General features: G+C 42.4%; 17 protein-coding genes. 8 read left to right on the forward strand and 9 right to left on the reverse strand.

The window, feature by feature from the left end; all coding sequences use genetic code 11:
* Positions 1-5: 5 nt before the first annotated feature.
* The 7 genes from BN8908_RS08575 (at position 6) to BN8908_RS08605 (ending at position 8,670) form a co-directional block, all read left to right on the forward strand.
* The gene (locus BN8908_RS08575; RefSeq protein WP_068690114.1) at positions 6-1,340 is read left to right on the forward strand and encodes an ABC transporter permease; all 1,335 of its coding nucleotides are present in this window, start codon (positions 6-8) and stop codon (positions 1,338-1,340) included.
* Positions 1,341-1,560: 220 nt separating this feature from the next.
* Positions 1,561-2,262 (forward strand): ABC transporter ATP-binding protein, encoded by a 702-nt coding sequence (locus tag BN8908_RS08580; protein ID WP_021988316.1) that lies wholly within the window; start codon positions 1,561-1,563, stop codon positions 2,260-2,262.
* Positions 2,263-2,335: 73 nt separating this feature from the next.
* The gene (locus BN8908_RS08585; protein WP_068690116.1) at positions 2,336-3,580 is read left to right on the forward strand and encodes an ABC transporter permease; all 1,245 of its coding nucleotides are present in this window, start codon (positions 2,336-2,338) and stop codon (positions 3,578-3,580) included.
* Positions 3,581-3,620: 40 nt separating this feature from the next.
* The gene (locus BN8908_RS08590) at positions 3,621-4,877 is read left to right on the forward strand and encodes an ABC transporter permease (RefSeq protein WP_021988314.1); all 1,257 of its coding nucleotides are present in this window, start codon (positions 3,621-3,623) and stop codon (positions 4,875-4,877) included.
* Between the two features lie 35 nt (positions 4,878-4,912).
* Entirely contained in the window at positions 4,913-6,010 is a 1,098-nt protein-coding gene (locus BN8908_RS08595) for an efflux RND transporter periplasmic adaptor subunit (protein ID WP_021988313.1), read from the forward strand.
* 39 nt (positions 6,011-6,049) lie between these two features.
* Positions 6,050-7,399 (forward strand): TolC family protein, encoded by a 1,350-nt coding sequence (locus tag BN8908_RS08600; RefSeq protein WP_068690118.1) that lies wholly within the window; start codon positions 6,050-6,052, stop codon positions 7,397-7,399.
* A gap of 233 nt (positions 7,400-7,632) precedes the next feature.
* The gene (locus tag BN8908_RS08605; protein ID WP_021988311.1) at positions 7,633-8,670 is read left to right on the forward strand and encodes a linear amide C-N hydrolase; all 1,038 of its coding nucleotides are present in this window, start codon (positions 7,633-7,635) and stop codon (positions 8,668-8,670) included.
* A gap of 21 nt (positions 8,671-8,691) precedes the next feature.
* Here the strand turns inward: BN8908_RS08605 and BN8908_RS08610 are convergent, their stop codons facing one another.
* The 6 genes from BN8908_RS08610 to gcvT all read right to left on the reverse strand — a co-directional run bounded on the left by BN8908_RS08610 (position 8,692) and on the right by gcvT (position 18,153).
* Entirely contained in the window at positions 8,692-10,932 is a 2,241-nt protein-coding gene (locus BN8908_RS08610; RefSeq protein WP_068690120.1) for an inorganic phosphate transporter, read from the reverse strand.
* Positions 10,933-11,172: 240 nt separating this feature from the next.
* Positions 11,173-13,383: a S9 family peptidase gene (locus tag BN8908_RS08615; protein WP_068690123.1), complete on the reverse strand. Its 2,211-nt coding sequence runs from the start codon at positions 13,381-13,383 to the stop codon at positions 11,173-11,175.
* A gap of 72 nt (positions 13,384-13,455) precedes the next feature.
* Positions 13,456-14,709 (reverse strand): DUF1015 domain-containing protein, encoded by a 1,254-nt coding sequence (locus BN8908_RS08620; protein WP_021988308.1) that lies wholly within the window; start codon positions 14,707-14,709, stop codon positions 13,456-13,458.
* 96 nt (positions 14,710-14,805) lie between these two features.
* Positions 14,806-15,726 (reverse strand): 3-phosphoglycerate dehydrogenase, encoded by a 921-nt coding sequence (locus tag BN8908_RS08625; protein WP_021988307.1) that lies wholly within the window; start codon positions 15,724-15,726, stop codon positions 14,806-14,808.
* Positions 15,727-15,809: 83 nt separating this feature from the next.
* Positions 15,810-16,886, reverse strand: coding sequence for a 3-phosphoserine/phosphohydroxythreonine transaminase (gene serC / locus BN8908_RS08630; protein ID WP_021988306.1), 1,077 nt, complete (start codon positions 16,884-16,886; stop codon positions 15,810-15,812).
* Positions 16,887-17,055: 169 nt separating this feature from the next.
* Complete coding sequence (gene gcvT, locus BN8908_RS08635) at positions 17,056-18,153, reverse strand: glycine cleavage system aminomethyltransferase GcvT (RefSeq protein ID WP_021988304.1); 1,098 nt, start codon at positions 18,151-18,153, stop codon at positions 17,056-17,058.
* A gap of 380 nt (positions 18,154-18,533) precedes the next feature.
* Here gcvT and BN8908_RS08640 point away from each other — a divergent pair, with 380 nt between their 5' ends.
* Positions 18,534-18,878: an STAS domain-containing protein gene (locus BN8908_RS08640; RefSeq protein ID WP_068690125.1), complete on the forward strand. Its 345-nt coding sequence runs from the start codon at positions 18,534-18,536 to the stop codon at positions 18,876-18,878.
* A gap of 53 nt (positions 18,879-18,931) precedes the next feature.
* On the opposite strand, the gene BN8908_RS08645 is transcribed toward BN8908_RS08640, so the two are convergent.
* The 3 genes from BN8908_RS08645 to BN8908_RS08655 form a co-directional block, all read right to left on the reverse strand.
* Positions 18,932-19,933, reverse strand: a complete 1,002-nt coding sequence (locus BN8908_RS08645) for an ornithine carbamoyltransferase (protein ID WP_021988302.1) — start codon at positions 19,931-19,933, stop codon at positions 18,932-18,934.
* Between the two features lie 150 nt (positions 19,934-20,083).
* On the reverse strand, positions 20,084-21,040 hold the full coding sequence (locus BN8908_RS08650; RefSeq protein WP_021988301.1) for a carbamate kinase: 957 nt from the start codon (positions 21,038-21,040) through the stop codon (positions 20,084-20,086).
* A gap of 212 nt (positions 21,041-21,252) precedes the next feature.
* A complete protein-coding gene (locus BN8908_RS08655) occupies positions 21,253-23,400 on the reverse strand; it encodes an HRDC domain-containing protein (RefSeq protein ID WP_068690127.1) in 2,148 nt (715 codons plus the stop codon).
* Positions 23,401-23,464: the final 64 nt, after the last annotated feature.

The raw sequence follows: 23,464 nt of genomic DNA on the forward strand, positions 1-23,464 counted from the left end.
AGATCATGAATAAAACATTTATCATCATAAGCCGGGAATTCTCGACCAGAGTACGGAAAAAAACCTTCCTGCTCGTCACGGTATTCGTACCGATACTGTTCATCCTATTCTATGCTTTCCTCATGTGGATGATGCTGAAAGACGACACCCAGGAAAGAAGAATCGCAGTTGTTAACGCTTCTTCCTTAGAAAATCCGTTAGAAACCATCAATAACACAAAATTTGAATATACGGATCAAAATGTCACTGAAGCCAATGCCGCAGACTTTTTAAATAAAGAAAATTACTACGCCGTGATGTGGATTCCGACTAATGTGATGGACAGTGCCGAAATTCCGATTTATTCCTTTTCCCAAATTACAATGGATTTAAAAGGAGAAATATCATCACAACTAAGGCGTAAAATTGAAAATATCAAAAAAAGTGTCGTTATTGCCGAATCACAAATACCCGATCTCGAAGAAAAACTGGCAGCTACCCGCACACCGGTTACCGTACGTACATTAATGGTTACAGAATCCGGAGAAGCAAAGGAAAGTTCGTCAGAAATAGCTTCAATTGTCGGATTGGCGGGGGGCTTTATCATCTATATCTTTATCTTTATGTATGCAGCCCAGGTCATGAAAGGAGTTATCGAAGAAAAAAATAACCGGATCATCGAAGTATTGGTATCTTCTGTAAAACCTTTCCAGTTTTTACTCGGTAAAATCATCGGCGTTGCCTCCGTCGGTCTCGTACAATTTCTGATCTGGATCATTCTGGGAGGTGCTGCAATGATCGCACTGCAAGCCATATTCCTTCCGGACATCGACATGGAAGCCTTACGTAATTCATCCAATATTGCTATGATGAGCCAAACCAGCGGTGTAAATCCGGAACAACTTCAGATCATCCAGAATGTAGTCAAAACAATCGAACCCGGTTTCATTCTTTCATTCCTGGGTGCTTTTATTTTCTACTTCATCGGAGGTTACCTTTTATATGCCTCTCTATTCGCAGCCATAGGCGCAGCCGTAGACAACGAAACCGATTCCCAGCAATTCATGACACCACTGTCTATTATCCTGATTGCTGCCGTATATATCGGATTTGCTGCTATGAAAAGCCCCGAATCGCCCCTGGTATTCTGGAGCTCGATGATCCCCTTCACCTCGCCTATCGTTATGCTGGTACGCATACCGTTCGGAGTTCCGGCATGGGAAATCATCACTTCCATTGTCACTCTCATCGCCGCTTTCATCTTCTTTACCTGGTTATCCGGAAAGATTTACCGCATCGGTATATTGATGTACGGTAAAAAAGTCACCTGGAAGGAATTATACAAGTGGCTAAAATATTAATCTGAAAGCGACTCTGGATGGAGTCGCTTTTTTAATCAGATAAAAATAACACCGGGCTGTAAAAAGAAGTCCGGACAATGTTTTCCTCTGCTATGTAAACATTAAAATAATTTTACAATCTTTTCTTTTAGACCGTAACTTTTTATATATTCAAGCGTCTAATAAGCAAAATCAAAACACGATTTTGAACTCAAATATTTCTAATCTTAACGCGGGGTAAATGATTCGTCTCGAGAATATCAACAAAACATACAACAACGGAGCTCCTTTACATGTATTGAAAGGAATTGATCTGACAATCGAAAAAGGGGAGTTTGTATCAATCATGGGAGCTTCAGGTTCCGGAAAATCAACATTATTGAATATATTAGGCATCCTGGATAACTACGACACAGGGGAATATTATCTCAATAACATACTGATCAAAAATTTAAGTGAAACTCAATCCGCCGAATACCGGAACAAAATGATCGGCTTCGTATTTCAGTCCTTCAATCTGATTTCATTCAAAAATGCGTTGGAAAATGTTGCCCTGCCACTTTACTACCAAGGCATATCCCGGAAACGCAGGAACATGATAGCTATGGAATACCTCGATAAACTGGGATTAAAAGAATGGGCCACACACATGCCTAACGAATTGTCGGGAGGACAAAAGCAACGGGTGGCTATAGCGCGGGCATTGGTAGGCAAACCTCAGGTAATCCTGGCGGATGAGCCGACAGGCGCCTTGGATAGCAAAACGTCAATCGAAGTAATGAACATCCTAAAAGACGTCAACCAAACCGGGATGACGATGATTATCGTTACTCACGCCCCTGACGTAGCTGCCATGACCCATAAGATCATTCACATCAAAGACGGATTGATCGGCTCCATTGAAACAACGGAAAGTGCCCCGGCGGAAAAAATCTTATTATAAACCGGCCGGAAATGGGGTTCTTTATACAAGATGCAGAACAAACAGCAGTCATAATCTCAAATAATATCGTTTTATGTTCGATGTCTGGCGTGAAATATTCAGTACGATAAAAAAGAATAAGCTACGGACTTTTCTGACAGGTTTCTCTATGGCCTGGGGTATTTTTATGCTGATCCTTTTACTCGGAGCAGGCAACGGTTTGAAAAACGGCGTCTCCTCCAATTTTGGAAATTCAGCCAAAAATACGGTCAGTTTGTGGCCGGGCAAAACGAGTATGCCGTACCAGGGACTACAAAAAGGACGCCGCATTAAATTCGATGCCAACGACGAATTTTTCCTGAAACGGGAATTTCCCAACATTTCATATTATTCTCCCAGCATCAGCCGCTGGAATACAGTCATTTCTTACGGGAAAGAATACGGGACAAACTCATTACGCGGAATAACTCCGGATTATGCTGTTATCGAAAACGTAGAAATAAAAGCAGGAAAAGGACGTTTTATCAACGAGTCCGACATAAAAGAGGCGCGGAAAGTAATTGTCATCCACCAGAAAACAGCCGACGGGTTATTCCGGGAAGTACCTCCTTTGGGAAAATATGTCATAGTAGATAAAGTAGCATATCAGGTCATCGGTATTTACGAAGACGACAATATGAACCAATTGCCGGATGTATTCATTCCACTGACAACGGCTCTGCGCATCTATAATCCGGAAGACGGATTCGGCCAAATTTCCTTTATGGTTGAAGACCTGGTTACCCAGGAAGCCAATGATGAATTCGATCAGAATATGCGGGCCAATATGGCGGTGCGGCATGCTTTCGATGTAAGCGACCGCAGAGCCATGTGGGTATGGAATAAATTGAAAAATTATATGCAAACCATGGGAATATTCAACGGTATCAACTTATTTGTCTGGGTGATCGGAATCGGGACATTGATAGCCGGTGTAGTCGGTGTAAGTAATATTATGCTGATTACGGTGAAAGAGAGAACCAAGGAATTCGGCATCCGGAAATCATTGGGAGCAACTCCTTTTTCCATTTTAAAATTAATCTTACTGGAAGCCTTGTTAATCACCAGCTTTTTCGGATACATCGGAATGATAGCCGGTGTCGGGCTGACAGAATTGATCAACAGCGCAATAAGTAGTGGCGGTAACAATGATATGAGTGTATTTAAAAATCCGACAGTCGACATATCGGTGGTCATAGCAGCGACAATGGTATTGATTATATCCGGGCTTTTAGCCGGATACTTCCCTGCCAAAAAAGCGGTCAGTATTAAACCCATAGAAGCCTTACGTTATGAATAAATGCTTCTCATTCATTATTAATTTGTAATATTCAATTCACATGTTTGATATAGATCGTTGGCAGGAAATATGGATTACGATAACCCGGAACAAAATGCGGAGTGTATTGACGGCATTCGGAGTATTTTGGGGTATCTTTATGTTGGTTGTCATGTCCGGGGCCGGTTACGGATTGCAAAACGGAGTACTGGCAGGCGTGGAAGGATTCGCGGAAAATTCGGCCTATTTTTTCAGCAATGTCACTACCGAAGCTTACAAAGGTTTCCGCAAAGGACGCTACTGGAACCTGCGTAACAACGATATGGACATGCTGGCGGCCCAGGTCCCCGAAATAAAATACATCTCCCCCATTCTATTCGGAGGCCGCAGTGACAACAATACGGTCCGGGGCGATAAATACGGTACATATTACATCAAGGGGCTAAATCCCATGTACAACTTTATCGAACCCCAATCGATGATTTACGGACGTTATTTAAATGAAGTGGATATACGTGACAAACGGAAAGTCTGTGTAATCGGAAAAAAAGTGTACGATGAAATGTTTCAGGGCACCGGTAATCCTCTGGGACATTTATTAAAAATCAACGGCATCTATTATCAGGTAATAGGAGTAAACGAACCCGTTACAGAAATAAACATCGGAGGTAATTCCAATGAATCCATCATATTGCCTTATACCGTAATGCAACAAACTTACAACCGCGGGGATATCGTCGATTGTATCGCTCTGACCTTATACGACGAAGCCAGGGTAAGCGATTATGAAGATCAAATCAAAAATTTACTGAAAGCCCGGCATTCCATATCCCCGACCGATCCGATGGCCGTACAAAGCATGAATGTAGAAAAACAATTCCGGATGTTCAGCATGCTTTTCCTGGGTATCAGCGCACTGATATGGATTGTCGGATTGGGAACATTATTGGCCGGTGTCGTCGGAGTGAGCAATATTATGATGGTCACGGTAAGGGAAAGGACAAAAGAAATAGGCATACGGAGAGCCCTGGGCGCGAAACCGAAAACCATCCTGACTCAAATTATGAGTGAAAGTCTGGTGTTAACGGCCCTGGCCGGATTTTTCGGACTGGCCTTCGGCGTCGGAATACTCAGTATGGTAGACAATGTCTTAAGCGCAAACATGAGTAAAGACACCTTTTTCCAACACCCTCAAATCCCGTTTTATATTGCGGTAATCGCTGCTTTTGTCTTACTGATTTGCGGTTTGCTGGCCGGTGTTATCCCGGCCTGGAGGGCTCTTCAGATAAAAGCCATCGATGCCATACGGGAAGAATAACATGTAATAATTGAAAATAAAATAAAGAACATATTATGAAAAAGTACATTAAGTTTGTTTTCCTGGGACTGTTTGTCGTTATATTGGTATGGACATTTATCTTTCTCTGGAAAAAATCTCAACCGGAAAAAGTGGTTTACCAAATCGTACAACCCACCATCGGTACAATACAGAAAAAAACAGTGGCAACCGGAAAAGTGGAACCCCGGGATGAAGTGCTGATCAAGCCGCAGATATCGGGAATCGTATCGGAGGTATATAAAGAAGCCGGACAGAAAGTAAAAGCCGGAGATGTACTGGCAAAAGTAAAAGTCATTCCGGAAATGGGAACATTGAATGCAGCCGAATCCCGGGTGAATGTAGCCCGGATAAATCTTTCGCAGACACAACGGGAATACGACCGTAACAAAGGGCTGTTCGAAGGAAAAGTTATTTCCAAAGAAGAATTCGAAAAAATGGAAACCGAACTGAACCGGGCCAAAGAAGAATTACAAAATGCACAGGATAATCTGGAAATTGTAAGAGACGGTATTGCCAAACGTTCCTCTCAATTCAGCAATACCCAAATCCGGGCGACCATTACAGGTATGATTTTGGACGTACCCGTAAAAGTAGGAAACTCTGTCATTCAATCGAATAATTTCAACGACGGTACCACCATTGCTTCAATTGCCGATATGTCCGATATGATTTTCAAAGGAAAAATAGACGAAACAGAGGTCGGACGGATCAAGGAGGGTATGCCTCTGACACTGACCGTCGGAGCATTACAAGACTCTAAATTCCAAGCCATACTGGAATACATATCCCCAAAGAGTATCGAAGAAAACGGCGCTATACTTTTTGAAATCAAAGCGGCTGCGGAAATTCCGGATACGGTATTCGTGCGTGCGGGTTACAGTGCAAATGCAGAGATCATTTTGGACCAAAGGACAGACGTATTGACCATTCCGGAAAGTACGGTCGAATTTAAGCAGGATTCAGCCTTTGTGCAGATCGTCCTTACCGAAATCCCGGAACAAAAATTTGAAAAACGTCAGGTAAAACTCGGTCTATCCGACGGAATAAATATTGAAGTCATCAGCGGCATTACGGCTGAGGACCGGATAAGAGGAATGAAAGAAAAGAAGTAAGCAGCAGATAGGATTATAAAGACTCTAAAGTAAAAAAAGATGAAAATAATAGGAATATATATACTGATTTTCATACTATCGCCGATAGCTATTTGGGGACAGGAAGAGCAGACACCGGAAGTCTGGACGCTAAAGCAATGTGTCGAATATGCCATCGAGCACAACATCGATGTCCGCCAGCGTATACTGGAAAAGATGAATCAGGAACTGAATCTGAATACGTCACAATACAGCCGCCTTCCCAATCTGAACGCAAGCGGATCACAGAACTTTTATTTCGGCCGGGGGCCGGGGCGGGACGGAACATATCAGGATCAATCACAGGCCAGTAGCTCGCTTAACGTATCGGCAAACGTACCCGTATTTTCAGGGTTCCGGATACACAACGACGTAAAAGCCAAAAAGATGAGCTTACAGGCTGCCGTAGAAGAACTAAACCGGACAAAAGAGGATTTATCTTTAAATATTACCTCCTATTATCTTCAGGTATTACTGAATAAGGAATTACTGAATGTCGCAGAAGAACAGGTAAAGTTAAGTAAAAGTCAGGTTGAACAGACTGAAATACTGGTCCGGAACGGTAAAAGCCCGGAGTCGGAATTATTTGATGCAAAAGCCGCTTTAGCCAGGGAAGAATTAAACCTTACCCAGGCAGCAAATAGCTTAAAATTATCATTACTCGACCTAAGCCAGCTACTCAACCTGGAAAGTCCGGAAAAATTCGATATTGTAATGCCCGATCTGGAAAATATCATTGTAGAAGAAATGTTGAACCTGCAAACTCCGGTAGAAGTATTTACGCATTCAGCCGGCAATCGTCCGGCAATAAAAGCCGCAGAATTCAGACTGCAAAGCAGTGAGAAAAATTTAAAAGTTACACGTTCTGCCTACTATCCGACCCTGTCACTGGGCGCTTCCTACAGCAATGCCTACTATCATACCTATAATCTTGAAGGATCCCGCAATCCGTCTTTTTCCTCTCAGCTGAGCAATAACGGAAGCGAATCGGTCGGATTAAATATAAATATTCCCTTGTTCAACCGCATGGCCACCCGTAATCAGGTGCGTATGGCCCGTTTGGATATTGAAAACCAGCAATTACAATTGGACAATACCCGCCTGATCTTATACAAAGAAATCCAACAGGCCTATTACAATGCCGTAGCCGCACATGAAAAATACCGTTCTTCGGAAAAATCGGTTGAAGCCTCACAAATAGCTTTCCAATACGAAGAACAAAAATACAAGGCGGGAAAATCTACCAGCTACCAATTCAATGACATCAAAACCCGTTTGGCCAAATCCTTGTCGGAAGTCTTACAAGCCAAGTATGATTTTATCTTCCGGTCTAAAATCCTGGATTTTTACAATGGAGCTCCGTTGTATTAACCAGAAACAAGCAGATAACAAATGTGCCTCTCAAATGTCAAAACGATAATTTTGAGAGGCATTTTCAATATTAGAGTACCCCCTTCATTTACAAACGGTTCTGAATGCAAAATTACAACTCCGACAATTCCCCGTCTCCGTAAATTAATTCCTTAATCCCGATAAAATAATAAATTCAATATCTTTTATAAATCTTTCTTCCCGATTTCACGTTCCTTATCTAAAAAAAAGATATGAAAAAAAGAATGACATTTATCGGTATTTTACTCCTGACTTCTTATCTGGCTTTACCTTCACAGGCATGTACCCGGGCCGTTTATCTGGGTCCCGACAACATGGTAATTACAGGACGTACCATGGATTGGAAAGAAGATTTAAAATCCAATATTTATCTTTTTCCACGCGGAATAAAAAGAGCCGGAGCCGACAGCGGCAACACGATCCACTGGACCTCCAAATACGGGAGTGTCATCACCGCCGGCTATGATATCGGCACCTCGGACGGGATGAACGAAAAAGGACTGGTGGCCAATATCCTCTATCTCACCGAATCCTCTTACGACCGCCCCAACGACACCCGCCCCGTAATGGGTATCAGCATCTGGACCCAATACGTCCTGGATAATTTTGCCACAGTCGACGAGGCTGTTAAGGAACTCCGGAAAGAGCTTTTCCGCATCGACGCTCCCGACATGCCAAACGGATCGAAATCCACACTTCATCTGGCAATTTCGGATACAAGCGGCAACAGTGCAATCTTCGAATACATCAACGGCAATCTTGTTATTCACGAAGGACGCCAATGTCAGGTAATGACCAACTCTCCGACTTACGAACAGCAAATCACCCTCAACAACTACTGGAAACAAATAGGCGGTTTAGTCATGTTACCGGGAACCAACCGGGCAGCCGACCGCTTTGTCAGAGCTTCCTTTTACATAAACGCCATCCCGCAAACCGCCGATCAAAGAGAAGCAGTCGCAGGTGTATTCAGTGTTATGCGCAATGTATCGGTGCCCTTGGGAATCTCCACCCCCGATCAACCCAACATTGCCTCTACCCGTTGGCGTACCGTCTCTGACCAGAAAAACAAAATTTATTTCTTTGAATCCACAATGACGCCGAACATATTTTGGGTCAATTTCCGGGATCTGGATTTTTCTTCCGATGCGCCGGTCAAAAAACTCAATCTCTCGAACGGTGAAATATATGCCGGTAATGCAGCTTCACAATTCAAAACCAGTCAGCCGTTCAAATTTCTGTTCGAATGAGACAAAGCGGGAAATTCCAGGTTAAGACTCCTGGAATTTCCGGCTTGCCCGGAGCATATGCCGCAATATACTCACCAACTCCTGTGATTCCTGTAATAAATTCAGGTACACCAACGACAATTTTACACTGCCGTTTTCTTCCTGCATTCGTTCGATCTGCAGCTTGTGAAGAGTTGATAACTTTACTTTCAGATTCTCCCCTTCTGCCAATGTCTGCTCGGCTTGTGCATACTGTCCGGCAGAAATAATTTCCCGGGTTTGCTGCAATAAAGCAATCAACTCATCCCTGACCGGAATAAATTCTGCAGCACTTTTGACCGGTAGCGGATTAAAATTGTTGTCCACATGTTCTTTACAAGGCTCACAAATCCGTTTCAGGCAATACATCAATTGCTCACTGCTGTTACTGCCCAGATGGAACCACGTATTTTTTTCGATGGCAACATTTCGTTCTATCCGGCGCATCCCCAATGTCTCTTTTCGTCTGATTTTTTTCAGCTTGTCCTTTTCCTCATCCGTCACTGCAACAGCCTTCCGCAAACTCTTCAAATCCTCGTGAATAAATCCGTCCGTCATTTGTAAATAAATTGCAGACGCAAATCCCAGTACTTTTACCAGATTCTCACTTACATGCCGCCGAAGCAGACTCCAGATTTCCTTCTTATCTTTAGCATACAAAATACACTGAAACAATTCGTCTTCTTTTTCGCTCTTCAACTTTTTGCGGTAACGCTTGTTACTGTTAATCAACATCAATACAGCGACTCCGATCATAATCAACATCGCCGCTATCCCCCCGTAAAACATGATTAATGTTACCAGAAAGCAAATGATAAAAGCAGCCCCCGCCGTAATAAACCAACCGCCGATCACCGAAAGTACGCCTGTCACCCGAAATACGGCACTTTCCCTGCCCCAGGCCCGGTCTGCCAAAGAGGAGCCCATAGCTACCATAAAAGCGACATAAGTTGTGGAAAGCGGTAACTTCATGGAAGTCCCCAAAGCAATCAATAACCCGGCCAACACCAGATTCACCGAAGCCCGGACCAAATCAAACGCCGCTCCGTTTGCAATAATCGCCTCATCTTTATTAAACCGACGGTTCAGCCAATGCTTCACCCCTTCCGGTAATACCCTCGATAACGTATTATTCAGACTTGTGGAAAAGCGTACCAGACTACGGGCAATAGCCGAAGAACCGAACATCTCATTGCCTTCCTCCTGACGGGAAAGGTCTACGGATGTCTTAATGACATTCCGGGCCTTCTTGGAGGTAAACAAGGCAATAACCATGATAACACCCGACAAGAATAAAAACAAAAAAGGCGTACGTGCCGGTTCATTCAAAGCTCTCATAAAATAACCGGATGCATCAGCGTTTCCGTTAGCCATAAAATCCGAATAAGAAGCCAATCCCGCCAAAGGTACTCCGACAAAGTTCACCAAATCATTCCCGGCAAAAGCCATCGCCAGAGCAAACGTACCCAACAACACCACAACCCGGAAAACATTTATCTTACACCAATGCAAAAGCTGCATCAATACGGTAAAAAATACAAAACATCCGCTAACTATTAAAACCGTATTCTCCTTCACCCACAATTTAAGCTCTGCCGTCATAAAAGAGGCGTCTTTAACTCCCTTAATCAGCATAAAATAAATAATTGCCGTAACTGCAATGCCCCCGAAAAGTCCGATCGTCCACTTCAATTTTGTTTTATAATTGAACGTAAACAGGATACGGGACAGGTATTGTACCAGAGAACCGAAGAAAAAAGCAACAGCTACCGACAAAAAGATACCCAAAATAACGGTCAGTGCTTTTTCGGTATTCAGCAGCTCGGCAAAAGTGAGGACATCTCCACCCGATGCAATCTTTACCAGAGCCAAAGCAAAAGTTCCTCCCAGCAACTCAAAAACCATCGATACGGTCGTTGACGTAGGCATTCCCAAAGTATTGAAAATATCCAGTAATACCACATCCGTCACCATCACCGCCAGAAAAATACACATCAACTCATTAAAATAAAATGCTTCGGGCCGGAAAATTCCGTGACGGGCAATCTCCATCATACCGTTACTCATCGTAGCACCACAAAAAATTCCGATGGCAGCAATAACAATGATCGTACGAAAAGAAGCAGCTTTGGCGCCGATAGCTGAATTTAAAAAATTAACGGCGTCATTGCTAACCCCGACAAACAGATCAAAAATTGCTAATAAAAAGAGAAAAATAATGATCCCCAGATAAATTGTTTCCATTCTTATATTTTTGCTTACAAATGCAAAAATATGAAGCGAATGTTACGCTCCTGTTTCAAAATTGTTACAAAATTATTACGACGCAAATATATTCCTGTCCGGATATTCTAATAGCGTAACAAATTCGTATCATTCTCTCATAAAAGCAAACTCCTCCAACAAAAAAACACAGTGAAAAAATTCACTGTGCTTTTTCTGAATGATCCCGGATTATTCGCAAACGATCCAAAATCCCATATATTATTCCCATTCAGGAGCATCCTGATGCATCAAATATCTGACAAAAAAATCGTGGATCCGGCGCATCTCAAAATTACCTCCCAGACTGTGAGTATGATTAGGCAGATACAACTGCTCGAAATTCTTACCCGCTTTGACAAGGGCATCCACCACCTGTAAAGTGGAAGCAGGGTCCACATTATCGTCCAGTTCCCCGTTTATAAGCAATAACTTACCTTTCAAACGCCAGGCATTATCCACATTTGAACAGGCGCTGTATGATTCATCGATCGGATATCCCATCCATTGTTCGTTCCACCAGATTTTATCCATACGGTTATCGTGACACCCGCACAAAGCAACTGCCGCCTTGTAAAAATCATTGTGAAACAACAATGCCGCCATTGCATTCTGACCGCCGGCAGACCAACCGTAAATGCCGACACGGGAAGTATCCAACGCAGGATATTTCTGTGCCGCTGCTTTTATCCAGGCAATCCGGTCCGGGAAACCGGCATCTTTCAGGTTTTTCCAACATACGTCATGAAAAGCTTTCGAACGGTTAGCCGTTCCCATACCGTCGATTGTCACGACGACAAACCCCAGGTCACAAAGCCGGGAAGTCAGATGATTGTATGCCCGGAAATATTTATCGACATGTGAATCATGCGGTCCGGCATAAATCATCTCCACCACCGGATAAGATTTTTGAGCATCAAACCCGGACGGGCGGTATATGTTTCCCCAAATATCTGTTTTACCGTCGCGTCCCTTAGCACAAAACACCTCCGGTATCTGCCATCCGGTAGCCAGCAAATCACGGATATCCGCTTTTTGTATTTCTGCCACCCGACTCCCGTCTGCCCGTTTCACAACACTGACATAAGGCATATCCGGACGGGAATAGACATCTGTAAAATAATTCCGGTCCTTTGAGAAAACAACATAGTGATCGGCATTCTCCGGTGTCAGGTCGACAAAACCGCTACCGTCAAAATTGATCCGGCAATAATGAAGGTTATAGGGATCTTCTCCTGCATGAAGTCCGGAAGCAGTAAACAAAATCGTTTGATTGGCCTCATCCACATGTTCCACTTCCCGGACAACCCATTCTCCTTTCGTCACCTGATTGATTACCTTGCCCGTTTCACCGTCGAAGCGATAAAGATGTCTCCAACCGTCCCTTTCTGATATCCATAATATTTCTTTACCGCCGTTCAGATCATGCCGGAAATTACGGCCATAATAAATAAACGTCGGCGATTGTTCATCTATCAACGGCCGGATATGTCCGTCTTCCGCACTCACTTCGGCAACGATATAACGTTGATGTCCCCGTTGATTAAACTCGAAAGTAAAGGCCCGGCTATCTTCCCGCCAACCCGTCAGATTCAAATAAAATTGATTTTCAAAAGGCAAAGTTTCCAAAGAAATCTGACGCTTTGACGTAACATCAAACAACGCAGGCAAATATACCGGCAACACATCCCCCGGTTTAGCATAATCGCGCCATTGCAGAATCGGTTGTTTTTGGCTCTTCGGACTCGACTCGATCAAAGGAATCCGCCTCTCCTCCATATCCCGCACTTTAATTACGGCTAACTTTTTAGAATCCGGCGACCAATTGATATCGGAAGAATAATAAAAATCCTTTATACCGTCCATGCTCAAAGCATATTCTTTATTGTCCGATAAATCGCGCACGTATATATTGTTGTCCCGATTGAATGCCTCCCATTTTTTATCGGGAGACATCACCCGCTTTTCAGCTTTTCTATCGTAACGCTCCCATTTTCTCTCCTGCTTTTCAACCGTTCCTTTTTCTGTCAACTTATTTGTACGAACATGATAAAACCACTTTTTTCCTTGAAACTCAAATTCAAAACCACTCCTGTCCGTCCGAAAATCAATCTTACGGAAGGGTAATTTCATGGCATTTACTTTTTCACCGCTGGCTTTAGTCAAAGCCAGTGCCAATTTTTCAGCCTGAAAAGCTTTTTCCTTTTTTCCGGTTTCAGCATTCACCAACCAAAAAACATCTCCTTCCCGACCGTGGTTAAGATACCAAAAATAATGGGAATCCCCGATCCACACCGGATTTACAGCATTGTCATACACCCGCTGGGCATTAGCCGACAAGGTATCGATACGACGGTAATCTGCTTGTGTTACCTGTGCCAAAATACAAAGACTCCATCCCAGACACAAGCTTAATAAAATTATCTTTTTCATTTATTCATCCCGAGTTTTAAATAAATCACACTCCTGTTTATAAGAAAAGCCGCCCGAAAGCGGCTTTACTCTTTAATCTATCTTATGAATGACTAAGCCTGAACGCAACTTAGGCTCAAACCATGTCGTTTTCGGCGGCATAATATTACCCGTATCGGCAATATTCAGCAATTGTTCCATAGATACCGGATACAAAGCGAATGCCACTTTCATCTCACCATTGTCCACACGTCTTTTCAATTCACCCAGACCACGGATACCTCCGACGAAATCAATTCGCTTAGAAGTACGCAAATCCTGGATATCCAGGATGTCAGCCAAAACGTGTTTGGATAAAATGGTCACATCCAACACTTCTATCGGGTCATTATCGTTATATGAACCGGGTTTAGCCGTCAAACGATACCATTTACCACCCAAATACATACTGAATTCATGCAGTTTGGCCGGATGATAAATCTCCGTACCCATATCTTCAACTTTAAAGCAGGCATTCAGCTTATCCAATAATTCAGCTTCCGTCAAACCATTCAGATCTTTTACCACCCGGTTGTAATCGATAATCTTCAACTGATGATCGGGGAAATGAACGGCCATAAAGAAATTGTATTCTTCATTACCGGTATGATTCGGATTTTTAGCTTTATATTCTGCTCCGATGCGAGCTGCTGCTGCGGTACGATGATGCCCGTCAGCTACATAGGTATACGGAACTTTCGTTGCAAACAGTTCCTCCAACCGCTTGTTGGTTTCCGGACAATGGATTGCCCAGAAATGATGTCCGAAACCATCCTCCGCTACGAAATCGTAATCCGCTTTCTGATTCTTCACAACGTTTTCAACGATCGCATCAATCTCAGGTACAGCACGGTAAGCAAAAAATACCGGTTCCAGATTCGCATTTACATAACGGGTAAGCACCATGCGATCCTCTTCCTTGTCAGGACGGGTCAATTCATGTTTTTTAATAATCCCGTTCATATAATCCTCACAGGCAGCACAACCGACGATCCCGTATTGAGTACGTCCGTCCATCGTTTGGGCATAAATATAAAATTTAGCTTCATTATCCTGTACCAACCACCCTTTTTCCTGGAACATCTTGAAATTCTCCACACTCTTGTGGTAAACGGTTTCCGAATGAATATCCGTTCCCGGAGGGCAATCTATTTCGGCACGTGTCACGTGTAAGAGAGACTTCGGCTTCCCGGCAGCCATCTGAGCAGCCTCTTCCGAATTCATCACGTCATACGGCAGACAAGCCAACTCTTCGCACACAACTTGATTCGGAGTACGTAAGCCTTTAAATGGTTTTACTATAGCCATAAAATTATAAATTTGGAAATTTGAAAATCAGAATAAAAACAGAAGATGTGGAAGTTCAATATATTCAAATCCCCACATCTTCAAATTTTCAAATCATTATTTGTTTACTTTGAATTTAGCATCTCCGTGTTCCAGATAAGCTACAATCTGACGGGCAGCTGCAAGACCGGCATTAATATTAGCCTCTTCGGTCTGGGCTCCCATTTTTTTCGGAGTAAAGAAATAACGGCCTTCAAACGGTGCATATTCGGCAGCATTATCCGGCGCGATATCAGAAATGTATTTGAAATCAGGCCGGTCAGCCATCAATTTCAACAAACCTTCCTCATCGATTACTTCTTTACGGGCCGTATTTACCAATACAGCTCCTTTCGGCATCCGGTTAACCAATTCATAATTGATTGATTTTTTCGTCTTCTCCGTAGCCGGAATATGCAAAGAAACATAATTACACATACCGTACATCTCTTCTACCGAATGCAATGGAATAGCTCCGGCAGCTTTGATTTGCTCGTCGGTCATAAACGGATCGAACGCATATACCTCCATTCCGAAGCCCTTAGCGACACGTCCGACATTTTGTCCGACATTCCCGTAAGCGTGAATACCGATCTTTTTACCTTTCAGTTCAACTCCCGATTTCCCGTTATAGAAATTACGGGCCATATAAACCATCATACCAAATACCAATTCGGCAACGGCATTTGAATTCTGTCCCGGAGTATTCATAGCGACAATACCCCGATCCGTGCAAGCCTGCAAATCGATATTGTCATACCCGGCTCCGGCACGTACAATTACTTTCAGGTTCTTCGCAGCATCGATCACCTCTTTGGTAGCTTTATCTGAACGGATGATCATAGCATCCACATCAGCAACCGCAGCAATCAATTCGTCCTGAGAAGTATATTTTTCCAATAATACCAGTTCATAACCCTGGGCTTCTACGATTTCACGGATCCCTTTTACAGCAACCGCAGCAAAAGGTTTATCGGTAGCAATTAATACTTTTGTCATGATTTCAATTTTTAATTATAAATTATAGACTTTAAAAAGTAAACTTAAAATTTACAATTTAAAATCTATAATCTAAAACTGTATTATTTTATATGTGCTTTTTCGAATTCTGTCATTGCAGCCAACAAAGCATTCACATCATCCATCGTACAAGCATTATAGGTAGATGCACGGAAACCACCCACTGAACGGTGACCTTTCACACCTACGATATTCTTGGTCTTACAGAAATCCAGAAAATCTTTTTCCAATGCCTCATATCCTTCTCTCAATAAGAAAGGAATATTCATACGGGAACGAGAGCCTTCTTTGACAACCGGACGGAATACCTTACTGGTTTCCAAGTAATTGTAAATTGCGTCAGCTCTTTCGATAGCACGTTTCTCCATCTCTTTCACACCACCCATTTCTTTTACCCACTTCAAGGTTTCTTTTACACCGAAGATATTGATACAAGGAGGTGTGTTATACATAGATTCCTTGTCCACATGGGTCTGGTATTTCAACATCGTAGGAATAGGTCTGTCAGCAACCACATGTTTCAGGAATTCATCCTTAATAATAACAAAAGTTACACCGGCAGGTCCGAGGTTCTTCTGGCAACCGCCGTAGATCATTGCATATTTGGAAACATCTACCGGACGACTGCATATATCTGAAGACATATCGGCCAACAAGGGTACCGGAGAAACCGGATCTTTAAAAATTTCCGTACCACGGATCGTATTATTAGAAGTGATATGCATATAATCCACGTCCGCAGGAATCGTAAATTCGGGATAGTAAGTAAAACCGTCTGCTTCAGAAGAAGCCACAACCTCTACTTCACCCCAAAGCTTAGCTTCTTTGATAGCCGCCGTAGACCAGGTTCCTGTATTTACATAAGCAGCTTTCTTTTTCAAGAAGTTATACGGAATCATGCAGAATTGCATACTGGCACCACCTCCTAAGAAAAGTACATGGTATCCTTCCGGAATATTCAATACTTCTTTAAACAAAGCCACAGCTTCATCATATACAGCCTGAAAATCAGCCGAACGGTGGGATACCTCCATGATAGACTGACCGGTATTACCAAATTCCAATACGGCAGCTGCTGTATTCTTCAATGTAGAATCGGGCAACTTACACGGCCCGGCGTTAAAAATATGCTTTCTCATATCGTATAGTATTAATGAAATTATAAATTAAGTTTCTTTCGGAAACGTTACAAATATGCAATATTTATCTTTAAAAACATCCTTTTTATAAGAAATTGTTCCCCTTTTCTTCAAAATCAAAATCATTCTATTTATTCAGATTTTTCCGGCAAAAGAGGAAAACATCTTTTTAAAAGAAAGGCATTTTGACAATCTTGGCTTTCAATGCTTTATTTCTTACGCGGATAAAAATTTCCGTATCAAGCTTATGAAAACCGCTCTTTACATAACCGGTTCCGATTGATTTCCCCGTCAAAGGAGATACCGTACCGGAACATACAACACCGATCTCATTGCCTTCGGCATCTTCAATCGGATATCCCTGACGGGCGATACCTTTATCCAATACCTCAAATCCTTTCAAATAACGGGAAGGTTTATCTTCTTTCAGTTTTTCATGATAAGCACGGTTGATGAAATCATTACCCGGTACAAACTTGGTAATCCAACCCAAACCGGCTTCAATCGGTGAATGTTCGTCGTCGATTTCATGTCCGTACAAACAGAAACCGGCTTCCAGACGCAAGGTATCCCGGGCTCCCAAACCGATCGGCTTGATACCGAACTCTGCCCCGGCTTCAAATATGGCATTCCATAACTTATCGGCATCCTTATTATAAGCGTATACTTCACAACCGCCGGATCCGGTATACCCCGTTGTCGAGAAAATAACCTTATCTATTCCGGCAAACGGAATCTCTTTAAATGTATAGTATTCCATATCCGTAACATTCTCCTTGGTCAGTTTTTGCATTATTTTCAATGCCAAAGGACCTTGGATAGCCAACTGACAGATATCATCGGATGTATTCTCCAGATCAACTCCCGGTTTCATACCCATTTCTTCTGCATACTTCACAACGTGATTCCAGTCTTTTTCAATATTGGCTGCATTAACCACCAGCAAATATTTTTCAGCGCTGAAACGATAAACCAACAAATCGTCAACAATCCCGCCGGTTTCGTTCGGGAAGCAACTGTATTGCACTTTACCATCCGTTAAAGCAGCCACATCGTTAGAAGTCAGCTTTTGCACCAAATCGAATGCTTTCGGACCCTTTATCCAAAATTCTCCCATGTGAGATACATCAAAAACGCCGGCTTTCTCACGGACAGTCAGATGTTCATCTTTAATTCCGCTGTATTCTATCGGCATGTTATATCCGGCAAAAGGAGCCATCCTTGCTCCTAAAGCTTCATGAAAATGCGTAAACGGTGTGGTTTTCATTTGTTGTTATTTTTTTAATGTTTATATAATTATTACTTCAAGTACAATACTCGCAAACGTTAGCACTCAACAAGGCTCAGAACAACTCATTTTTAAAAATTGCCCATCCATGCAAAACTTTACAAAGATATAAGATTTATTCCTTTCCTCTCCTTTTTCATCCGCTTTTTATTTTCCCAAATCATAAACAAAATAAGACATATTCTTTGAATTTTCGATTCTTTTATTGTAACTTTAAAGTTTGGAATTGCAGATAAATTTTATTTCTATATGAATATAACACATCCGAAATCTATCCGCTTCTATAGCATTGAAAGACGAACTATTAACTGACGCCTAAATACAAATTGAAGAATAAAAACTAAATTAAAACAATGACCATGGTTATTAAATTGCAAGAAAAAGAGGGTATCAAAATTGCAAGGTTAGCAGAATTATCCAGATTCACTTTATCTATTACGGAAGAAATAAAAAATGAATTGAAACCATTGCTGAGTATTCCGAAAACCAAACTGATTTTAGATCTGGAAGACATCACGTTTATCGACAGTAGTGGTATCGGATGTATCATTTCTCTCGTCAAAACAGCCAAGAGTAACGATTCTACTTTCAAAATATGTTGTCTGAACAAAGACGTCGCAACAGTATTCGATCTATTGCATTTACAAATGATTCTCGATATTTATCCCGATGTGGAAGCCGGTATTCAAAGTTTCCGGGAATAAAAAAGAGGGTGCGCAAGCACCCTCTTCTCATTTTATTATATCCGATTTGTAAATCAGCATCCCAATGTCGCAACCATAACAGCTTTTATCGTATGCATTCGGTTTTCAGCCTCATCAAAAACGATGGAATTCGGCGATTCGAAAACCTCTTCTGTCACTTCAATGCCGTTCAATCCGAATTGTTTCTGAACATCACGTCCCACTTGTGTTTCCAGGTTATGATAGGCCGGTAAACAATGCATAAACTTACACTTTTTATTGCCCGTCATTTCCATTACTTTAGCATTTACCTGATAAGGCATCAACAATTTAATACGTTCTGCCCATACTTCTGCAGGCTCTCCCATAGAAACCCACACGTCCGTATACAAGAAATCACATCCTTTTACACCGGCTTCAACATCATCCGTTACAGTAACCTTAGCTCCGGTTTCTTTCGCTATTTCCTTGCAGGTAGCAATCAATTCAGCATCCGGTTGTAAAGCTTTAGGGGCAACGATCCGTACATCCATTCCCATTTTGGCGCCTCCGACCATCAAAGAATTACCCATATTAAACCGGGCATCCCCTAAATAAGCAAAAGTTACCTGATTCAACGGTTTATCCACATGCTCGGACATCGTAAGGAAGTCAGCCAGAATCTGTGTCGGATGGAATTCATTTGTCAAACCGTTCCATACCGGAACACCGGCATATTTTGCCAGTTCCTCTACAGTAGCCTGGGTAAATCCGCGATACTCAATACCGTCATACATACGTCCCAACACACGTGCCGTATCTTTCATCGATTCTTTTACACCGATCTGCGATCCGCTAGGGCCCAGATAAGTCGTATGCGCACCCTGATCATAAGCGGCCACCTCAAAAGCACAACGTGTACGGGTAGAGGTCTTCTCAAATATCAAAGCTATATTCTTCCCCTTCAAACAGGGTTGTTCTATACCGGCATATTTGGCTTTCTTTAAATCAGCAGCCAAATCCAATAAATATTTAATTTCCGTCGGAGTAAAATCCAACAACTTCAGAAAATTTCTGTTTCTCAAATTAAAAGCCATATCGTATCAATTTAAATTGTAAATTTCAAACAGTAATCTTAAATTTTCATGTCGAAGACAAATGTATAATTTTAATTTGGAGATTTGAAAATTTGAATGCGAAGGATTCATTTTTTATTTTCAGAACTCCAGATTTCCGATTCTTCATACTTAATCATAATGCATGGTAATCTTCGAACCGTACCGGCGGTCCTCCAATTTCGTGGCCTCCGTAATAACCGCTTTCTGACCGCCTTTCTCCACAAAAGCCAGACAAGCCCGGATTTTGGGTGCCATACTTCCTTCACCGAACATACCGGCTTCCAGATACTTTACAGTATCCGCATAGTCCAGAAATTCCAGAATTTCCTGGGTCGGTTTACGATAATCCTTATATATATAAGGTACATCTGTCAATATATACAACTCATCTGCTTTCACCCGGACTCCGATCATGGCCGATGCCAAATCTTTATCGATAACACCTTCGATCGGCTGCAACATACCTTCCGCATCGACATACACCGGTATACCGCCGCCACCTCCCGTAATGACGATACTTCCAGCACGAGCCATACGTTCTACCAAAGGAGCATTTTTAAAATCAACCGGCGCAGGAGAAGGTACCACACGACGCCATCCGCCTTCCACCTTTATCTCTTCCTTAAAAATCCAACCGTGCTCAGCGTGTAATTTATCCGCTTCTTCCTTCGTATAAATCTTACCCACCCGCTTCGTGGGATTCTGTAAAGCCGGATCATGCTGGTCCACTACAACCTGCGAAATCATAGAGATGACATGCCGGCTTAAATTATGCTCCTTTAATATATTGCGCAAATTCCGTTCGATCATATACCCGATCTGTCCCTGTGAATAAGCCACACACATATCCAACGACATCGGAGGCAAACCGTACATTCTCACGCCGGCATCATCACTCATCAAGATATTTCCGACCTGCGGGCCGTTACCGTGCGTAATAATCAAATTATAACCGTCCCGGATCAAATAAACCAAATTTTCCAACGTCTCCCGTATATTTTGATTCTGTTCGGCTACAGTTCCTTTCTGATTGCCCCGGAGGATCGCATTTCCTCCCAATGCCACCACTGCTAATTTCTTTTCCATTTCTTTTAATTTTGTTAGTTCCTTCTTTTTGAAGATTACTGTACAAATTTAAAGAATAGGAAATTTACTAAAAATAGGAAAAAATAATTTTGTTGATTTTTAAACCTCTGAACACCAACGATTAGTATAATTATTCTTTCATTTTATATAATTATGCAGCGTAAAAATCCGTTTTTTTTGAAAACGTTTGAGAAAAATTCAACCGGCAAAAATTATTCCTTTGTACCGAATCTGTAATCATCAATCAGGCTGAATATTTTTGCTCCGTATTTTTCTACCACTTTCTTCCCTATCCCCGGAATCTTTAATAATTCCTTACCATCGGCAGGCAACAAATTACATATCCCGACCAAAGCAGCTTGTCGCATAACCATATAAGCAGGCAATTTCAAGGCATCGGCTTCCTGTTTCCGCCAATCCCGTAAAAGCTTGTATAACTCAGGATGCCTGATATCCGCCGAAATTTCGGCTCTATCCGAAGCAAGCCCTGTTCCCGTCGTACTTTTAGATCTGGATTTCGCTTTCGCCTTCCCTTTAGAAATAGCGGCTTTCGCTCTCGCCGACAAATAAGCCGTTACAGAAAATCCGTCTTCCGCAGCACCTAAAGTTTCCATTTTAACGTCTGCTTCCCGCTGTAAAGCTTCCAAAGCTTTCTCTATTGTTTTCCGGATTTCTTTATTATCTATTTCGGGTTGTGCCACAGATAAAAACGCAACCACCCAATGTTCCATTTTTCCTTCAAAATAGATAACCCCTTTCTGTATTCTCTCCTGTATCTGACTATCGTGCTCATAATCATCACTCCGGACTATCAGTTGACGCAATTGATTCTGAAACTTTTCTCCGACAGCCGTCAATTCGCTGTAACAGCAATCCCGGACTTCCCGGCAACGCCCCGTCAAATCCGGATACAATTTGGCCAGATGCTCTCCAAACAACCAGGCAAGTTGCTGCAATTTCTTCCACAAAACCGTGTAATCGAATAATTCGGTCACCAACTCCATATAATAACGACGACCGGCCTCTTTCAATTCCGGTAATCCCGGGCGATTTTGTCCGACCTGTTCCGTAAAATATTCTACCGCCTTATCACGGATCATAACATGACTGCTCAAAGGAGAATTCAATACCAGGCCCTCCAGCGTTTTACAACGACTCAACGCTACATATACCTGACCGTGAGTAAAGGCCGCCGAAGCTTCGATAATCGCATGTTCAAACGTCAACCCCTGACTTTTATGTATGGTAATGGCCCAGGCCGTTTTTAAAGGATATTGCCGAAAAATACCTTCAACCTGTTCGGTTATCTCTTTGGTCTCCGGATCAACAGAATATTTTGTATTCATCCACTCTTCCCGGTTTACCTCTATTTCCTCTTTGTCTCCACGGCAAAGAACTTTTATCCGGCCGGGACCGATTTCCGTCACTTTTCCGATTTTACCGTTATAATAACGCTTCTCCGGAGAAGAATCATTTTTTACAAACATCACTTGTGCCCCTTTTTTCAGCACCAAACATTCGGATGTCGGAAATGCAAAAGCCGGAAAATTATCTTGAATCTCTGCCGTATACGAATATGCTGTAAACCCGATTTCCTCCAGCTTACGGTCATTGATCTGCTGTGCCTGGCTATTGTGTGTCGTCAACGTAATATAATCCTCGGTGTCATCAGGTACGAAGCCGGGAATATAACGACTGTTCAGCTTCTTTAAGGTAAACTCATCCACCTGATTGGCCCGGATCCGGTTGAGCAAACCGATAAACTCGTCGTTCACCTGACGGTACACATGGGTCAGTTCTATACTGATATAGGATGTCTGCTGTAAAGCTTTACTATTAAAAAAGAAAGGCGAATCATAATATGCTTTCAGCAAATCCCATTCCTCTTCCTTTACCACCGGAGACAGTTGTTGCAAATCCCCGATCAGTAACAATTGTACACCGCCGAAAGGCCGGTTCCGGTCGCGGTAGCGACAAAGCATATCACTTACAGCATCCAGTAAATCGGCACGCACCATACTGATTTCATCGATCACCAACAAATCAATACTACGGATAACGTCTATCTTTTCCCGGCCGAACCGGTGGGAATAACGATTCGAAGCCGTTGTTCCCTCTGCTTTCTGACCAGGGACATAAGGACCGAACGGCAACTGGAAAAAAGAATGTATCGTCACTCCTCCGGCATTGATTGCAGCTACACCCGTCGGTGCCAGAACAACCATGCGTTTAGGAGATTTCGTTTTCAGTTGTTGCAAAAAAGTCGTTTTACCCGTACCCGCCTTTCCGGTCAGAAAAACATTCGTACCGGTATATTGCAAAAAACGATAAGCCAAATCCAACTCCTTATTCGTCTCCATAACTCACATTGGAATTCCGGATTTACGATCTTAACATTTCCCGCCGAAACGAACTCCGGATTTT

The sequence above is a fragment of the Culturomica massiliensis genome (genome assembly GCF_900091655.1).
Lineage (GTDB): Bacteria > Bacteroidota > Bacteroidia > Bacteroidales > Marinifilaceae > Culturomica > Culturomica massiliensis.

What these genes read in the sequence shown, in the direction of transcription:
- BN8908_RS08575 (WP_068690114.1), top strand. Translation starts at nt 6, where the DNA reads ATGAATAAAACATTTATCATCATAAGCCGGGAATTCTCGACCAGAGTA.
- BN8908_RS08580 (WP_021988316.1), top strand. Translation starts at nt 1,561, where the DNA reads ATGATTCGTCTCGAGAATATCAACAAAACATACAACAACGGAGCTCCT.
- BN8908_RS08585 (WP_068690116.1), top strand. Translation starts at nt 2,336, where the DNA reads ATGTTCGATGTCTGGCGTGAAATATTCAGTACGATAAAAAAGAATAAG.
- BN8908_RS08590 (WP_021988314.1), top strand. Translation starts at nt 3,621, where the DNA reads ATGTTTGATATAGATCGTTGGCAGGAAATATGGATTACGATAACCCGG.
- BN8908_RS08595 (WP_021988313.1), top strand. Translation starts at nt 4,913, where the DNA reads ATGAAAAAGTACATTAAGTTTGTTTTCCTGGGACTGTTTGTCGTTATA.
- BN8908_RS08600 (WP_068690118.1), top strand. Translation starts at nt 6,050, where the DNA reads ATGAAAATAATAGGAATATATATACTGATTTTCATACTATCGCCGATA.
- BN8908_RS08605 (WP_021988311.1), top strand. Translation starts at nt 7,633, where the DNA reads ATGAAAAAAAGAATGACATTTATCGGTATTTTACTCCTGACTTCTTAT.
- BN8908_RS08610 (WP_068690120.1), bottom strand. Translation starts at nt 10,932, where the DNA reads ATGGAAACAATTTATCTGGGGATCATTATTTTTCTCTTTTTATTAGCA.
- BN8908_RS08615 (WP_068690123.1), bottom strand. Translation starts at nt 13,383, where the DNA reads ATGAAAAAGATAATTTTATTAAGCTTGTGTCTGGGATGGAGTCTTTGT.
- BN8908_RS08620 (WP_021988308.1), bottom strand. Translation starts at nt 14,709, where the DNA reads ATGGCTATAGTAAAACCATTTAAAGGCTTACGTACTCCGAATCAAGTT.
- BN8908_RS08625 (WP_021988307.1), bottom strand. Translation starts at nt 15,726, where the DNA reads ATGACAAAAGTATTAATTGCTACCGATAAACCTTTTGCTGCGGTTGCT.
- serC (WP_021988306.1), bottom strand. Translation starts at nt 16,886, where the DNA reads ATGAGAAAGCATATTTTTAACGCCGGGCCGTGTAAGTTGCCCGATTCT.
- gcvT (WP_021988304.1), bottom strand. Translation starts at nt 18,153, where the DNA reads ATGAAAACCACACCGTTTACGCATTTTCATGAAGCTTTAGGAGCAAGG.
- BN8908_RS08640 (WP_068690125.1), top strand. Translation starts at nt 18,534, where the DNA reads ATGGTTATTAAATTGCAAGAAAAAGAGGGTATCAAAATTGCAAGGTTA.
- BN8908_RS08645 (WP_021988302.1), bottom strand. Translation starts at nt 19,933, where the DNA reads ATGGCTTTTAATTTGAGAAACAGAAATTTTCTGAAGTTGTTGGATTTT.
- BN8908_RS08650 (WP_021988301.1), bottom strand. Translation starts at nt 21,040, where the DNA reads ATGGAAAAGAAATTAGCAGTGGTGGCATTGGGAGGAAATGCGATCCTC.
- BN8908_RS08655 (WP_068690127.1), bottom strand. Translation starts at nt 23,400, where the DNA reads ATGGAGACGAATAAGGAGTTGGATTTGGCTTATCGTTTTTTGCAATAT.